18 protein-coding genes are annotated in these 14,966 nt (G+C 70.2%); 4 read left to right on the plus strand and 14 right to left on the minus strand.

Going from position 1 to position 14,966, the window contains the following annotated elements:
• On the plus strand, window positions 1-316 hold a 316-nt coding region (locus tag BSB02_RS41630), incomplete at its 5' end, for a hypothetical protein (protein ID WP_206184936.1).
• A gap of 89 nt (window positions 317-405) precedes the next feature.
• On the opposite strand, the gene BSB02_RS28245 is transcribed toward BSB02_RS41630, so the two are convergent.
• A complete protein-coding gene (locus BSB02_RS28245) occupies window positions 406-1,572 on the minus strand; it encodes an acyl-CoA dehydrogenase family protein (RefSeq protein WP_420855893.1) in 1,167 nt (388 codons plus the stop codon).
• A 97-nt stretch (window positions 1,573-1,669) separates the two neighbouring features.
• Between BSB02_RS28245 and BSB02_RS28250 the strand changes: the two genes are divergently transcribed.
• On the plus strand, window positions 1,670-3,001 hold the full coding sequence (locus BSB02_RS28250) for a UDP-glucose dehydrogenase family protein (protein ID WP_084963604.1): 1,332 nt from the start codon (window positions 1,670-1,672) through the stop codon (window positions 2,999-3,001).
• A 114-nt stretch (window positions 3,002-3,115) separates the two neighbouring features.
• On the opposite strand, the gene BSB02_RS28255 is transcribed toward BSB02_RS28250, so the two are convergent.
• From BSB02_RS28255 to BSB02_RS28280, 6 genes are all read right to left on the minus strand, one after another.
• Window positions 3,116-3,301 carry a hypothetical protein gene (locus tag BSB02_RS28255; protein WP_084963605.1) on the minus strand — a complete coding sequence of 62 codons (186 nt, stop codon included), beginning with the start codon at window positions 3,299-3,301 and terminating at the stop codon, window positions 3,116-3,118.
• 267 nt (window positions 3,302-3,568) lie between these two features.
• The gene (locus tag BSB02_RS28260; protein ID WP_084963606.1) at window positions 3,569-3,853 is read right to left on the minus strand and encodes a hypothetical protein; all 285 of its coding nucleotides are present in this window, start codon (window positions 3,851-3,853) and stop codon (window positions 3,569-3,571) included.
• Between the two features lie 89 nt (window positions 3,854-3,942).
• Window positions 3,943-4,773 (minus strand): carbohydrate ABC transporter permease, encoded by an 831-nt coding sequence (locus tag BSB02_RS28265; protein WP_206184937.1) that lies wholly within the window; start codon window positions 4,771-4,773, stop codon window positions 3,943-3,945.
• Entirely contained in the window at window positions 4,773-5,807 is a 1,035-nt protein-coding gene (locus tag BSB02_RS28270) for a carbohydrate ABC transporter permease (RefSeq protein ID WP_240506699.1), read from the minus strand. Before BSB02_RS28270 ends, BSB02_RS28265 begins: the two co-directional genes overlap by 1 nt.
• Window positions 5,808-5,899: 92 nt before the next feature.
• Complete coding sequence (locus BSB02_RS28275; protein WP_084963609.1) at window positions 5,900-7,084, minus strand: sugar ABC transporter substrate-binding protein; 1,185 nt, start codon at window positions 7,082-7,084, stop codon at window positions 5,900-5,902.
• 66 nt (window positions 7,085-7,150) lie between these two features.
• Window positions 7,151-8,068 (minus strand): GNAT family N-acetyltransferase, encoded by a 918-nt coding sequence (locus tag BSB02_RS28280; protein ID WP_143591253.1) that lies wholly within the window; start codon window positions 8,066-8,068, stop codon window positions 7,151-7,153.
• A gap of 236 nt (window positions 8,069-8,304) precedes the next feature.
• On the opposite strand from BSB02_RS28280, the gene BSB02_RS28285 reads away from it, so the two are divergent.
• Complete coding sequence (locus BSB02_RS28285; RefSeq protein WP_084963611.1) at window positions 8,305-8,916, plus strand: VOC family protein; 612 nt, start codon at window positions 8,305-8,307, stop codon at window positions 8,914-8,916.
• On the opposite strand, the gene purE is transcribed toward BSB02_RS28285, so the two are convergent.
• The 3 genes from purE to BSB02_RS28300 form a co-directional block, all read right to left on the minus strand.
• Window positions 8,899-9,414, minus strand: coding sequence for a 5-(carboxyamino)imidazole ribonucleotide mutase (purE, locus tag BSB02_RS28290; protein WP_084963612.1), 516 nt, complete (start codon window positions 9,412-9,414; stop codon window positions 8,899-8,901). The two genes, BSB02_RS28285 and purE, sit on opposite strands and share 18 nt — an antisense overlap.
• Window positions 9,411-10,568: a 5-(carboxyamino)imidazole ribonucleotide synthase gene (locus BSB02_RS28295; protein WP_084963613.1), complete on the minus strand. Its 1,158-nt coding sequence runs from the start codon at window positions 10,566-10,568 to the stop codon at window positions 9,411-9,413. Before BSB02_RS28295 ends, purE begins: the two co-directional genes overlap by 4 nt.
• Before the next feature lie 63 nt (window positions 10,569-10,631).
• A complete protein-coding gene (locus tag BSB02_RS28300; protein WP_143591255.1) occupies window positions 10,632-11,405 on the minus strand; it encodes a hypothetical protein in 774 nt (257 codons plus the stop codon).
• A gap of 219 nt (window positions 11,406-11,624) precedes the next feature.
• Between BSB02_RS28300 and BSB02_RS28305 the strand changes: the two genes are divergently transcribed.
• Window positions 11,625-12,107 (plus strand): GtrA family protein, encoded by a 483-nt coding sequence (locus BSB02_RS28305; protein WP_084963615.1) that lies wholly within the window; start codon window positions 11,625-11,627, stop codon window positions 12,105-12,107.
• Here BSB02_RS28305 and BSB02_RS28310 read toward each other — a convergent pair.
• The 4 genes from BSB02_RS28310 to BSB02_RS28325 form a co-directional block, all read right to left on the minus strand.
• Window positions 12,091-13,368 (minus strand): ATP-binding protein, encoded by a 1,278-nt coding sequence (locus tag BSB02_RS28310; protein ID WP_084963616.1) that lies wholly within the window; start codon window positions 13,366-13,368, stop codon window positions 12,091-12,093. The genes BSB02_RS28305 and BSB02_RS28310 overlap by 17 nt on opposite strands.
• A gap of 3 nt (window positions 13,369-13,371) precedes the next feature.
• The gene (locus tag BSB02_RS28315; RefSeq protein ID WP_084963617.1) at window positions 13,372-14,040 is read right to left on the minus strand and encodes a response regulator transcription factor; all 669 of its coding nucleotides are present in this window, start codon (window positions 14,038-14,040) and stop codon (window positions 13,372-13,374) included.
• Between the two features lie 217 nt (window positions 14,041-14,257).
• Complete coding sequence (bfr, locus tag BSB02_RS28320; protein WP_084963618.1) at window positions 14,258-14,743, minus strand: bacterioferritin; 486 nt, start codon at window positions 14,741-14,743, stop codon at window positions 14,258-14,260.
• Between the two features lie 17 nt (window positions 14,744-14,760).
• Entirely contained in the window at window positions 14,761-14,940 is a 180-nt protein-coding gene (locus BSB02_RS28325) for a (2Fe-2S)-binding protein (RefSeq protein ID WP_084963619.1), read from the minus strand.
• Window positions 14,941-14,966: the final 26 nt, after the last annotated feature.

A 14,966-nucleotide genomic window follows, 5' to 3' on the forward strand; every position in this document is an offset into this window, starting at 1 on the left:
TGATGCTGGCTTCAGGGCCTCCACGAAAGTCGGAGTGGTTCAGACTCTCGCCCTGACAGGGCGGTGGGGCGCGGTCGCGGCGTGGGCGATGGCGGCCTTGTTCGTGGTGAGCGCCGTGGTGTTCACGATCCCTTGGGCCGTCGAGATCGTCTCCGACAGCTGCAGGGACACGCTCCGCTTCACCGGGTGGGGCGCCGTGAAGGATGGGCCGATGTTTCACTACTTGGCCGGGGCGGTGCTCCTGCTGATCACGTCACGGCTTCGCCGCGACCAGGAGACGGATCGCTATGCCATCGTCCGCGGCGCCTTGCCGTAGCTGTCGCCCTTGACCGTCTGACTCGGCTGCCTCGCATGGCGAACCCCGTCCGGCAGGAAACCTCGGACGGGGTTTTCGCATGTCAGCGCCTACTTCAGGAGCTGGCGGGCCATCACCACGCGCTGGATCTGGTTCGTGCCCTCGTAGATCTGGGTGATCTTGGCGTCCCGCATCATCCGCTCCACCGGGAACTCCCGCGTGTAGCCGTACCCGCCGAGCAGCTGCACCGCGTCCGTGGTGATCTCCATCGCCGCGTCCGACGCCGCGCACTTGGCCGCGCTCGACAGGAACGTCAGGTCCTTCTGCGGCTGGCCGTTCATCGCGAGCTCCGACTTGGCCGCCGCGTGGTAGGTCAGCTGGCGCGCGGCCTCGAGCTTCATCGCCATGTCCGCGAGCATGAACTGCACGCCCTGGAAGTCCGCGATGGGCTTGCCGAACTGCCTGCGCTCCTTGACGTACCCGATCGCGAAGTCCAGCGCCCCCTGGGCGATGCCGATGGCCTGGGCGGCGATGGTGATGCGGGTGTGGTCGAGCGTGGCCAGGGCGGTCTTGAAGCCGGTGCCGGGTTCGCCGATCATACGCCAGGCGGGGATGCGGACGTCCTGGAGGATGACCTGGCGGGTGGGCGAGCCCTTGATGCCGAGCTTCTTCTCCTTCGGCCCGAAGGAGACGCCTTCGTCGGACTTTTCCACGACAAATGCGGAAATGCCCCGGGCGCCCTCCCCCGGCGACGTCACGGCCATCACCGTGTAGTACTCGGACACGCCCGCGTTCGTGATCCACATCTTGGTGCCGTTGAGCACGTAGTGGTCGCCGTCGAGCACGGCGCGCGTCTTCATCGCCGCCGCGTCCGACCCGGCGTCCGGCTCCGAGAGCGCGTAGGAGAACATCGCCTCACCGGAGGCCACCGGCGGCAGGTAGCGCCGCTTGAGCTCCTCCGAGGCCGACAGCAGCAACGGCACCGTGCCGAGCTTGTTGACGGCCGGGATGAGCGAGGAGGCGGCGCACGCGCGGGCGACCTCCTCGATGACGATCACGGTCGCCAGCGCGTCCGCGCCCGCTCCGCCGTACTCCTCGGGCACATGCACCGCGTGCAGGTCCGCCGCCACGAGCGCCTTGTAGACGTCCCAGGGGAACTCCTCGGTCTCGTCGGTCTCGGCGGCGCGGGGCGCGATCTTCTCCTCCGCCAGCGCGCGGACGGTCTCCCGGAGCATCTCGTGCTCTTCGGTGGGCGCGTAGTAAGACATGCCATAAATAGTAGGACGTCCGAGTAGTTTGTTACCAGCCGGTACGGTTTGTGGGATCCTCCCCGTGGCACAGAGGTACTACCGGCGGCCGGTAACATGCGTGCCGATGGAAGGGAGCCAGCTCGTGCCATATCGCCTGACGGTGATCGGAACCGGATACCTTGGGATCACCCACGCGGCGTGCATGGCGGATCTCGGATACGAGGTTCTCGGCGTTGACATCGACGCCGACAAGATCCGCCGGCTCAACGACGGCGAGCTGCCCATCCACGAGGACGGCCTGGAAGAGCTGCTCAGGCGCGGCCTCGACTCCGGCCGCCTGCGGTTCACCACCTCCTATGAGGAGGCCGGCGCGTTCGGCGACGTCCACTTCCTGTGCCTGGGCACGCCGCAGAAGAAGGGCGAGTACGCCGCCGACGTCTCCCAGCTCGACGCCGCCGTCGAGGCGCTGGCCCCGCACCTGACGCGCGAGTGCCTGGTCGTCGGCAAGTCCACCGTCCCGGTCGGTACGGCGGAGCGGCTGGCCGCCAAGCTCCTCGCCCTGGCCCCCGCCGGTGAGCAGGCCGAGCTGGCCTGGAACCCCGAGTTCCTGCGCGAGGGGTACGCCGTCAAGGACACGCTCAAGCCCGACCGCATCGTCATCGGCGTCCGCTCCGAACACGCCGAGAAGGTGCTGCGCGAGGTCTACCAGCCGCTCGGCGACGTCCCGTTCGTGGTGACCGACTTCGCCACCGCCGAGCTGGTCAAGAGCGCCGCCAACGCCTTCCTCGCCACCAAGATCTCCTTCATCAACGCCATGGCCGAGGTCTGCGAGGCGGCCCATGCGGACGTCGTGCAGCTGGCCAAGGCGCTGTCCTACGACGACCGCATCGGCGGCCGCTTCCTCAACGCCGGGCTCGGCTTCGGCGGCGGCTGCCTGCCCAAGGACATCCGCGCGTTCATGGCCCGGGCGGGCGAGCTGGGCGCCGACCAGGCGCTGACGTTCCTGCGCGAGGTCGACGCGATCAACATGCGGCGCCGCGCTCGGATGGTCGACCTGGCCCGCGAGCTGGCCGGGGGCTCCTTCCGCGGCTGCACCGTCGGCGTGCTCGGCGCGGCCTTCAAGCCCAACTCCGACGACATCCGCGACTCCCCCGCCCTCGACGTCGCGGTCACCATCGGGCACCAGGGCGGCCTGGTGTCCGTCTACGACCCGGTCGCCCAGGACAACGCGCGCAAGGCGCACCCGGAGCTGAGCTACGCCACCTCGGCCGTCGAGGCGGTGCGGGGGGCGCATGTCGTCCTTCTGCTCACGGAGTGGCGGGAGTTCGTCGAGCTGGACCCGGAGGAGCTGGGCTCGGTCGTGGCCACGCGGAAGATCGTCGACGGCCGCAACGCGCTGGACCCGGCCGTGTGGCGGGCCGCCGGCTGGCACTACCGCGCTCTGGGGCGTCCCTAGCCTTCTGCTCGTGTACGGCTGGGCCTCAGCGGATGTACGGCTGGGCCCGGCTCAGTCCCCTGGAGCCTTTCGACCGGTCGCGTGGACGATCGCGGTGTCGTCCCGGCCATCGCCTCAGAACAACCCCAAGTGGCCGACGATTCGGTGAGCCGCGTCAATGATGGCGTCGGCGGCGGCTACGGCCTGCTCCGCCTCTTCATGGTCTACGGCTTCATCGGGATATACCGGATATTCCAGCTCATTCCGCCGCCGTCGCATGACGCCGAATGGCTCGAACGTGGAACCAAACTGGCGCAGCACGGCCTGCTGTACGGCATAGTGCCCGCCGGTCGTGGTCGCCCGGAGGCCCTGCTGAGCCAGGAGTCCAGTGCAGGCGAACCGGGCAGCGTCCTACGCAAGGGTGTAGGCCGAGTTCGGATCAGAGCCCAGCAGCTCACGTGCGCTGGAGAGGACAGTCCTGGCCCTTTTCCAGCCATCCTGCCCCGTCGGCGGCTGCACCTTGGACGCGCTGGAGTTCGTTGGCTGCCAGCATTCGTTCGACATCCGCCTCGCCACGTGTCCACCTCATCAACCACCGGCCTCCTTGGACACCGCGGCGGGAGAAAGATCAACAGTCGGGCTGGCTTTGATCTGCCGGATCAATGCGTCCGATGCGTCCTCCCAGCGACGTTTCGAGGCCACGACGGGGTTGACCGGGATGCCGACGCGCGCCTGGGCTCGGTCGGCGGCCGCATAGACCTGCGCGCGGTCGACATCACCCACGGGAGCATCGGCGGGCCCGGCTTCCCGATAGAAGACCTCGATGCCGTCGACGTCGACGGTCCGGCGAGTGATGGGCGCCGGCAACGGCATGGGGATCACCTCCAGGGGCGTCGATCACATGACCTTCCCCGTGCCCCGAGGACATGCCCGCATGCCGTATCGCCGTCACCCCTTGACCGTCACCCCTTGACCGCGCCCTCCATCAGCCCGCGCACGAAGTACCGCTGGAACACGAAGAACACGATCGCCACCGGGATCATGGTCAGCGTCGCAGTCGCCAGGAAGAACGGGAAGTTGAAGTCCTGCCCCTGGCTTCCCCGGATGAGCGCGAGGCCCACCGGGAGCGTGTACAGCTCCGGCTTGTTGTTCGCGATCAGCATGTGCGGGAACTCGTTCCACGACGACTGGAACGACAGGATGGCCAGCGTGATGACCCCGGGGCGGGCCAGCGGCAGGATCACCGACCACCACGTGCGCAGCACGCCCGCGCCGTCGATGCGCGCCGCCTCCTCCAGCTCCCTCGGCATCGCGAGGAAGAACTGCCGCATGATGAAGATGCCCGTCGCGTCGGCGGCCAGCGGCAGGATGAGCGCCGAGTACGTCGCGTACATCGACAGCTCCTTCAGCACCAGGAAGCGCGGCACCAGCAGCACGATGGGCGGTACGGCCAGCACCGCGATGATCCCCGCGAACAGCAGCCGCCGCCCGGGGAAGTTCATGCGGGCCAGGGCGTACCCGGCGAGGCTGTCGAGCAGCACCCGGGCCACCATGACGACCAGCGCGACGACGACCGTGTTGACCAGCCAGCGCGGCACGTCGGCGACGGGACTCTCGGTGAGGCCGAGCGCCTGGCGCCACCACTCGGTGGTCACCGGGTCGGGCACCAGCGAGACGGGGTTCTGGGCGAAGTCGGGCCGGGTCTTGAAGGAGGTGACCACGGACAGCACGAAGGGCCCGAGGAAGAGCACCGCGAAGAAGGTGAGGATGGCGTATCCGACGACGCGCCGCATCATCGCTCCCTCAGCAGCCGGCGTTGGAGCAGCGTGAACAGGACGATCACCAGGAACAGCAGGAAGGCCACCGCGCAGGCCAGGCCCATCTGGCGGGTCTCGAAGCCGAAGACGTAGACCAGGTAGGCCGGGGTGAGCGAGGTCTTCTGCGGGCCGCCGTCGGAGATGACGAAGATCTGGTCGAAGACCTGCCAGGTGCCGATGATGCCGAGCGTGAGCACCAGGAAGAGGGTGGGCCGCATCTGGGGCAGCGTGATGCGCCAGAACAGCTGCCACCGGTTGGCGCCGTCGACGACGGCGGCCTCGTCGACGTCCCGCGGCAGGTTCTGCAGCCCGGCCAGGAACATCAGCATGAACGTGCCGATGGTGGTCCAGACGGCGATGGCCATGATGGCGGTCAGCGTCACGCTCGGCCCGGACAGCCAGTCCCACCACGACAGGCCCATGAAGCGGCCCTGGAGGAAGCCGGGCGCCTCGGAGACCCCGAACCAGCCCAGCACGATGTGGACCAGGCCCCGGGGATCGTCCAGCCATACCGACCCATCGAGCCCGAAGAACTCCAATGTCCGGTTAAGCACGCCGTTAGGCTGAAAAATCGCCATGAAGACCAGCGCGACCGCCACCGAACTCGTGATCGACGGAAAGTAGAACGCCGACCGGAAGAACCCCCGCGCCCGCAGCACCTTCTGGTGCAGCACCAGCGCCAGGAAGAACGCGATCGCCGTCTGGACCGGCACGACCCCGAGCACGTAGTAGAGGTTGTTGCGCAGCCCGCGGGCGAAGTCGCGCTGGGCGAGCCCGGGCTCGACCAGGAGCTCGGCGTAGTTGTCCAGCCCCACGGGCTGAGACCCGGGCCCGAACGGGCTCTCCAGCCCCGACCAGCTGCGGAAGCTCACCCACAGGGCGAGCAGGATCGGGATGACCATGAAGAGCCCGAGGATCACCAGCGCCGGCGCCATGAACAGCCAGCCCCACAGGCCCTCGCGGCCCCGGATCCCGGGTCCCCGCGCTCTCCCCTTCCCACGGCCGGACACCGGCGACTTCCCGCCGCCGGCCGCCGGAGACCTCCCGCGGCCGGCCTCCGGCGACGCCGCCATCCCCGGGTCACCAGGTACGGCGGAGCCCGTCATTCCAGGACGCCCTTGGCCGCCTCGTCGAACGCCTGCAGTACCTGCTCAGGCTTGGCCGATCCCTGCAGCAGCTTGTCGATCTCGGTGTTCGTCTCGTCGATCACCGGCTTGAACCCGGCCGGCCACAGGGGCGTCTTGGCGTACTCGGCCCCGGCGATGAACGCCTTGGCGTCCGGGTAGGCCTCCAGCCACTTGTCGCGCAGCCGGGGAGTGGCCGGCATGGGACCGAACCCGCGCGTGAGCGCCAGCTGCTGCTCGTCGCTCATGAGGAACTTCACCAGCTCCAGCGCCAGCTCCTTGTTCTTGGACGCCGCCGCCATGCCCCAGCACACGGTGAACGCCAGCGTCCCCTTGCCGGCCGGCCCGGCGGGCAGCTCCACGGCCTGCCACTTCAGGTCGGGGAAGTCCTTCTTCATGGCGCCGAGCATCCAGTTGCCCTCGATGGTCATCGCGGCCTTGCCCTTGCCGAAGGCCTCGCCGGCCCATCCGGCGCCCAGCTGCTTGGGGGTCTTGGCTCCCAGCTCCCGCAGGAACGCCAGGCCCTGCCGGTTCTGCGGGGTGTCACCGGTGGCCTGCTTCAGGTCGTCGGAGAGCACGAAGCCGCCGGCCTGCTGCATGAACACCAGCACGCGCACCAGCTCGGGGGCGATGGTCAGGCCGACCTCGTGCTTGCGCACCTCGGCCTTCAGCTCCTCCCACGTGGTGGGCGGGCTCGAGACCATGGAGGTGTTGACGGCCAGCGCGAGGGTGGAGAAGTCCTTGGGCACGCAGTAGTAGGCGCCGTCGACGGTGAAGGCCTCCTTCAGCGCCGGGTAGACCTCGATGCCGGCCTTGTCGCCGTAGGGTTCGAGGGCGCCCGCCTTGACGAGGTCGCGCACGTTCTCGACCGGGACGTAGAACAGGTCGGGCGGGTTGCCGCCGGCCAGGGCGGTGGTGAGCTGGGTGGTCAGGTCGGTGGCGATCTCGAGCTTGACCTTGCCCTTGCCGGTCGCCTCGAAGGCCTTGAAGGCGTTCTGCAGGGCCTCGGTTTCGACGTTGCCGGAGCTTGCGGCCAGGACGCGCAGCTCGCCGCCCTGGGCGGGCGAGGCGGCGGAGGAGGCTTCGGGCTTGTCGAACCCCTCCCCGCCTCCGCAGGCAGCTACCGACACCACTAAAAGCACAGCGATCAGGGCGCGCAGCATGGGCGTTTCCTAACTCCGGGCCGCGCTGCGGGTCAAGATCCCTTTCGGTCACAATAAAGTCACCGTTTAGGACAGGTGCTTACCCCACACCGTGAGCAGCGACCGGTATCCCCGCCGCGCCCAGAACGGCGCGGACAGGGGGTTGGCGATGGCGTGGTGCAACAGGGTGACGCGCACCCCGGCGGCGTCCACGGTGGCGTGCGCCCGGGCGGCCAGCGCCGCGCCGATGCCCCGGCCCCGCGCCCGCGGGTGGATGTAGCAGAGGCCGAGGTAGGCAACCGGGTCGGCCGTCACCGCGGAGGCGATCCAGCCCGAGTGCGAGGGCGGCTCGACCGTCAGCATCCCGACGAGCCGGCCGTCCTCCTCGGCCACCCAGCACCAGCCCTCCTCCAGCCCCAGCAGCTCGGCCAGGTGCTCGCGCAGCCGCATCGACGTCGAGGGCCCCGCCCACAGCCACCCGAACTGCGCGTCGAAGGCATGCAGCTCCTCATACAACGGGTGCATGGCGTCGAGGTCCTCGGGCCCGGCCCGCCGTACCCGCGCCTGCCCGGGCGCGCGCCGTGCCTCCAGGTCACCGGCCGGTACGGCGGAGCCGCCCGGGCGGGCGGCGACGGCCGTGGTCGGCGCGAAGCCGTGCCGCGGCAGCGCGCCCACGGGGACGGTGTCGCGCGAGGGCCAGGTCACCGCCATGGCCCGGCCCGGCCCCCGGGAGCCCGGGTCGGCGTCGACGATCTCCTGCCAGCGCTCGAGCAGCGGCCCGAACGCCTCCGGATCGCCCACGCGGGGCCGCAGGGTGTAGACGACGGGAGGGCTCCAGGGCGCGTTGAGCGAGTCCGGATCGTTCCGCGTCACACCGGCCAGGCCCACCGCGCCCGGCACCTCGATGACGCTCTCCCCCTCACCGGCCTGCGGCAGCGAGTCGTGCCCGGCGACGAGCGGGTCCACGCGGCGCACGCGCTCGGCGTGCCGTTCGATCGCATCCACGCCGACCACCGTAGACGCTCGACCCGCCCCGAAAAAAGATCAAGACCTGTCCCGTCGAGGGCTCACGCCCGCCTCACGGAATGGCCGCTTGGGTCTTCTTCCCCGCCCCCGCCGGGTCGAGGATTTCACGTGGGGGATGCGGTACTGCTCGCTGTACCCCGCCCGAGTGTGCTTTGTGCTCCGCCAGTTCTGCCAGTACTGCCAGCTTTGTCGCGAGAGGGAGCTTCGTGAATCCCATGACACAGCTCGACCACCTCGTCTACGCCGTGCCCGACCTCGTCGCCGCCACCGAGGAGTTCGCCAAGCTCACCGGCGTGACCCCGGTGCAGGGCGGCAGGCATCCCGTCGGCACGGCCAACTACCTCGTCGGCCTGGGACCGGCCGCCTACCTGGAGATCATCGGCCCCGACGAGCCCGGCTCGCGCCCGCCCGTCTTCGGCCTGGACCGGCTCACCGAGCCGCGCCTGGCCGCGTGGGCGGTGCGCACCGGCGACATCGACCGGCAGGTACGGCTGGCCCGCGAACGCGGCCACGATCCGGGCGAGGTGGTGCCGCTGTCGCGCCGCAAGCCCGACGGCACGCTGCTGGAGTGGCGGCTGACCCGGTGGCCCGACCCCGAGCCGATCGCCCTGGTGCCCTTCCTCATCGACTGGGGGGCGACGGCCCATCCCGCCGCCTCCGGCCTGCCGCGGCTGGAGCTGGTGTCGTTCAGGGGCACGCATCCGGAGCCCGGCCCGGTGCGGGCCGCCCTCGCGGCGCTGGAGGCCGAGCTGGAGGTCGCCGAGGGGCCGCAGCCGGCTCTGGAGGCCCGGCTGCTGACCCCGAACGGGCTAATCCGGCTGTCCTGAGACCGCGCCGAGCCCGGCCGCCTCGGCCCGCAGCTTCTCGCCCTTGGCGTGGGCCTGCTCCCTCAGCCGCTCCTGGAACTGCGCCATGCGGGCGCGCAGGCCCTCGTCGGAGGCGGCCAGGATGCGGACGGCCAGCAGGCCCGCGTTGCGCGCGCCGCCGATCGCCACCGTGGCCACCGGCACTCCGGCGGGCATCTGCACGATCGACAGCAGCGAGTCCATCCCGTCGAGGTACTTCAGCGGGACCGGCACGCCGATCACCGGCAGTGGGGTGACCGAGGCCAGCATGCCGGGCAGGTGCGCCGCGCCACCGGCGCCCGCGATAATGACCTTGACGCCGCGCTCGGCCGCGCGCCTGCCGTACTCGATCATCTCGGCGGGCATGCGGTGCGCGGAGACCACGTCGGCCTCGAACGGCACGCCGAACTCGGCGACGGCCTCGGCCGCCTGCCGCATCACCGGCCAGTCGGAATCAGACCCCATGACGATCCCGATCATGTGTACTCCCCCGTCATGAGGTAGACGGCCGCGTGGCGGGCGCGGGCGCGCACGGTCTCCAGGTCGTCGCCGAGCGCCGTGACGTGCCCGATCTTGCGGCCCGGCCGTACGTCCTTGCCGTAGAAGTGGACCTTGACGCCGGGGTCGTGGGCCATCACGTGCTCGTAGCGGGCGTAGATGTCGGGGTCCTCGCCGCCGAGCAGGTTGGCCATGACGACGACCGGCGCGGTCATCGCGGGCGAGCCGAGCGGCAGGTCGAGGACGGCGCGCAGGTGCTGCTCGAACTGGGAGGTGCGGGCGCCCTCGATGGTCCAGTGCCCGGAGTTGTGCGGGCGCATGGCCAGCTCGTTGACCACGAACCCCTGGGCGGTCTGGAACATCTCCACCGCCAGCAGCCCGGTCACGCCGAGCTCGTCGGCGATCGTCAGGGCGATGCGCTGCGCCTGCGCGGCCTGCTCGGGGTCCAGCCCGGGGGCCGGCGCCAGCACCTCGACGCAGATGCCGTCGCGCTGCACGGTCTCCACGACGGGGTAGCTCACGCCCTGCCCGTGCGGGGAGCGGGCGACGAGCACCGCCACCTCGCGCTCGAACGGCACGAACGCCTCGGCCATCAGCGGCACCCCGCTGTCCAGCACCTCGGCGGCGTCATCGGCCGAGCGGCACACCCACACCCCGCGGCCGTCGTAGCCGCCCCTGACCGCCTTGAGCACGACCGGCCAGCCGTGCTCGCCGCCGAACGCCTCGACGTCCGCCCGCGAGGAGATCCGGGCCCAGGCCGGGCACGGCGCGCCGATCGCGGTGAGCCGTTCGCGCATGACGGCCTTGTCCTGGGCGTGCACCAGGGCCTCGGCACCCGGGTGGACGGCGTGGCCGTCGGCGGCCAGGGCGCGGACGTGCTCGGTGGGCACGTGCTCATGGTCGAAGGTGACGGCGTCGCAGCCCTTGGCGAACTCGCGCAGGTCCGCCAGGTCGCGGTAGTCGCCGACGCGGGTGTCCACGATCACCTTGGCGGCGCTCTCGTCGTGGGAGTTCGCCAGCACGCGCAGCGCGATGCCCAGGGCGATCGCGGGCGGCTGGGTCATGCGGGCCAGCTGGCCGGCGCCGACGATGCCGACCACGGGAGCGACGACAGGGCCGACTACGGGGTCTTTCACGTGACCTGAGCATACCTGGGCACGTCGAGTGGGCACGTCGAGCGTTCCGTGCCGGACCGCACGTCAGGCGGGCAGCTCCGCGCGGCGGACGGCGACCGTGGACAGCTTGTTGGCCGCGGTGATCTCGGTGGCGAGCAGCACGAGCTCGGTCTTGCCGCCGCCGGTGACCCGCAGCGCGTGGAAGACCAGCATGGCGCCCTCCGACAGGGCCAGCGTGCGCCCGCCGCCCGGCAGCAGCTCCACCTCGGCCTCGCGCGCCGTCACCTCCTCGCGCAGCTCGCGCATGGGGTCGCCGGCGGGGAAGCGGATGCCGCTGACCCCGGCCGGGTCGGTGAGGTAGGTGAGGTGGCGCTGCGGCACCAGGCGGGCCCGCACGGCGGTGCCCGGCGCCGGGCTGGCCTGCGCCGCGTGGGCCGGCGCGTCCCCCACGACGGGGATGGGCCCGGACGCGAGCCGCCAGCGGCCGTCGTCCCGGGCGAACACGAAGTAGGCGGGCCGCGGCGCCCGGGCCAGCGCGGCGAACCAGCCGCCGTCCTCGGGCAGGAAGAACTCGGGGTCGCGGTAGGCGGCCAGGTCGCCGTCCGGGGCGGCGTCGGGGCAGGCGCGGCCCAGCACGTTCTCCGCCCAGGTCGTGTAATGCCTGACCGCGGCGCAGTCGCGTTCCTTCCACGCCTTCTCCAGCGGGCCGAGGACCTTGAAGGCCTCCTCGGCCTCGGTGCGGGTGACGGCGGCGGCAGAGGCAGGCGAGGGCGCGGTGGTGGACCCGGCCACCTGGTCGATGTGCGCCGCGCCGCATCCCGTGGCCGCCATGGACAAGCCGATCAGCACAACGATCAAAGGTCGCCGCACGGTAGGTCCCTCGAGGTCTGGTATGGCACGTCAGCGTAGTGGGTGAGCTCCCGCGATTTCCCCGATAACGCAAATTCCGTTCATATGGCGATATTTGGGGGAGCGTTCTTTGTGCGTGGATGATGAGGTCCGGCGGGCCCCGGCTGGGGTGTCCGGCCGGTACCCTGGGGAGGTCGTGCAGCTGACCAGGAAGGAACCGAGCCGGACGTGAGGGTCATCAAAGCCGCCTACCAGCGGTTCGCCCACCTGGTCCACGAGCTCGCGAAGTTCGGCACCGTCGGCGCGCTGGCGTTCGTGCTCGACTTCGCGATGCTCAACCTGTTTCACGTGGCCATCGGCCTCGGCCCGCTGACCTCCAAGGTCTTCGCCACGATCATCTCCACGACGTTCGCCTACTTCGCCAACCGCCACTGGACCTTCCGGCACCGCGAGCAGAGCGGCCTGGGCCGGGAGTACTTCCTGTTCTTCCTGTTCAACGGCATCGCGCTGCTCATCGGCCTGCTGGTGATCGGCTTCACGGCCTACACGCTCGGCCTCACCGACCCGATCAGCTACAACGTCGCCAACATCATCGGCGTCGCCCTGGGCACGCTGTTCCGCTACTGGTCCTACAAGCGCTGGGTGTTCCTGGAGGCGACCGAGCCGATCCCCCAGGAGCTGCCGGAGGCCGGGATCAAGCGGGGCCGCTGACCACGCGGTTGCGGCTGGTCTCCTCCACCGGGCGCAGGAACACGGCGAAGGCCGCGGGGCGCCGCCGTACCAGCTCCAGACGGCCGCCGTCGGCGGCGGCCATGGCGCGGGCGAGCGTCAGCCCCAGGCCGGTGCCCCCGCCGCCGCTCACGTTGCGCTCGAAGACCCGCGGCGCCAGCTTGTCGTCGATGCCCGGGCCCTGGTCGGCCACCTCGATGACGATGTAGTTGTCGCTGTTGCTGGTCGTCACCGTGGTCGGGCCGCCGCCGTGGCGCAGCGAGTTCTCCAGGAGGGTGGCGATCACCTGGCCCAGGCCGCCCTCGGTCGCCAGGGCGCACAGCCCCCGCGAGCCGTCCAGCAGCAACTGCCGGCCCTCGCGGCGGAAGGCGGGCTCCCACTCGGTGATCTGCTGGATGATCACCTCGTCCACCGACAGCGGCCTGGCCTGGGCATGGCGCTGCCGCCGGGCGGCGGCCAGCAGCTCGTCGATGACCGCGGTCAGCCGTTCGGCCTGGACGATCGCCGCCTCGCCCTCCTCACGGACGATGCTGGGCTGGTCGGCGGCGGCGACGATCTCCTCCAGCCGCATGGTCAGCCCCGTCAGCGGCGTGCGCAGCTGGTGGGAGGCGTCCGTGGCGAACTCGCGCTCCCTGGTGAGCAGGTCGGAGATGCGCGCCGCGCTGCGGTCGAGCACCTCGGCCACGCGGTCGAGCTCGGGGATGCCGTAGCGGTGCCTGCTCGGCTTGGCGTTGCCCGAGCCCAGCCGTTCGGCGATCCTGGCCAGGTCCTGCAGGGGCAGCGTCAGCCGCCGGGACTGGACGATGGCCAGCCCCACCGCCACGGCCAGCGCCGCGGCGGCCAGCGCGACGATGAGGAGCAGACGCGCGCGGACGTCCTGCTCCACCGCCCCCTTGTCTCTGCTCACGCGCACGTAGACGCCGTCTTCTGACTTGGCGTCCTCCCACATCACGCGGTCGGCGGGCACCTCGGTGCCCACGATCAGAGCCCTCGGCGGGTTTCCCGTCGTGTAGATCTGGATGAAGCGATCCGGATAGTTCTGCTCGATCTGGCGCGGATCGATCGGCGTCTCCTGGATCTGGGCGTACTCGACTTCCTGGACCAGGCGGTTGGCCTCCCCCTGGAGCTGCTGGGCCGCGTCCTCCACGATCAGGCGGCTGACCACGATCCCCAGGGGGACTCCGAGCAGCAGGACCGCGATGACCGCCACGACCAGGGTCGAGGAGAGCAGGCGACGCCGCATCGCCTACTCACGCTCGAACCGGAAGCCGACTCCCCGGACCGTGGTGATGTAACGCGGCTTGGCGGCGTCGTCGCCCAGCTTGCGGCGCAGCCATGAGATGTGCATGTCGAGCGTCTTGGTCGAGCCCCACCAGTTGGTGTCCCACACCTCGCGCATGATCTGCTCGCGGGTGACCACCTTGCCGGCGTCGCGCACCAGCACGCGGAGCAGGTCGAACTCCTTGGTCGTCAGGTGCAGTTCCTTGTCGCCCATCCAGGCGCGCCGGGAGTCCGCGTCGATCCGCACACCCTGGACCACGGGGGTCTCGCTGGTGCCGCGGCGCAACAGCGCGCGGACCCGGGCGAGCAGCTCGGCGAGCCGGAAGGGTTTGGTGACGTAGTCGTCCGCACCCGCGTCGAGCCCGACCACGGTGTCGACCTCGTCGACACGGGCCGTGAGGATCAGCACCGGGGTGCCGTGACCCTCGGCGCGGATGCGGCGGGCGACCTCCAGGCCATCCATTTCGGGAAGGCCCAGGTCGAGCACGATGAGGTCGATGCCACCCGACAGGGCCCGCTCCAGGGCCTGCGGGCCGTCGGGGGTCACCTCGACCTGATAGCCCTCGCGGCGCAGCGCGCGGGCGAGCGGCTCGGAGATCGAGGCGTCATCCTCGGCGAGAAGTACGCTGGTCATGAAGCGATCGTAGGACCTTAAGCGATCGTTTCCCGGCCACAGCGCGCGGTTTGACTTGTCGTTGACCTATCCATTGGACTGGGCAAACGCAGATAAATGTCGGCTAGTCGGCGTTAAATTAGCGCGATCTTCGTTGGGCAGGGGAAAACCGGGCTTGCGACAAAGCAGACACGCCCGCCGGAACACCTTCCGGCGGGCGTGTCGCGTGAAGTCGGGATCAGTCGTCGCCCGAGGGCGGCTCGGCGTAGCGGGCCAGGTACAGCTGCTCACCGAGGCTGCGGATCAGCGACAGCTCGGTCTCCAGGTAGTCGATGTGCTGCTCCTCGTCCTCGAGGATCTTCTCGAAGATGCGCGCGGAGGTGGTGTCGCCCTTCTCGCGCATCAGCTGGATGGCGGGGCGCAGTCGCTGCACCACCCCCATCTCCACCTCCAGGTCGGCGCGGAGCTGCTCCTCCACCGTCTGCCCGATGTGCAGCGTGCCCAGGCGCTGGTAGTTGGGCAGGCCCTCGAGGAACAGGATCCGGTCGGTGAGCCACTCGGCGTGGCGCATCTCCTCGATGGACTCCTCGCGGGTGTGCCTGGCAAGCCGCGTGTAGCCCCAGTTCTCCTGCATCTTGGCGTGCAGGAAGTATTGGTTGATGGCCGTCAGCTCGGCCGTCAGCTGCTCGTTGAGCAGTTCGATGATCTGCTTGTCGCCCTGCATGGAACGGGCTCCTCGTGCTATGCGGTCGCTGTCAACTCTTCAGACCGCTTCAGCATTGCACAGATCTTCCGCACGCAAGAGGCGCAGTCCGCTCCGGCGCCGGTGGTGTCGCGTATCTGCCTGGCGGAGCGAGCACCTGCGGCAATGCAGTCGTGGACCTCGTTTTCGGTCACGGCTCGGCAGATGCAGACGTACATGCGGGAGACGACCCTCTCTGATCCAT

The sequence above is a fragment of the Thermoactinospora rubra genome (assembly GCF_002093975.1).
Taxonomy (GTDB): domain Bacteria; phylum Actinomycetota; class Actinomycetes; order Streptosporangiales; family Streptosporangiaceae; genus Nonomuraea; species Nonomuraea rubra_A.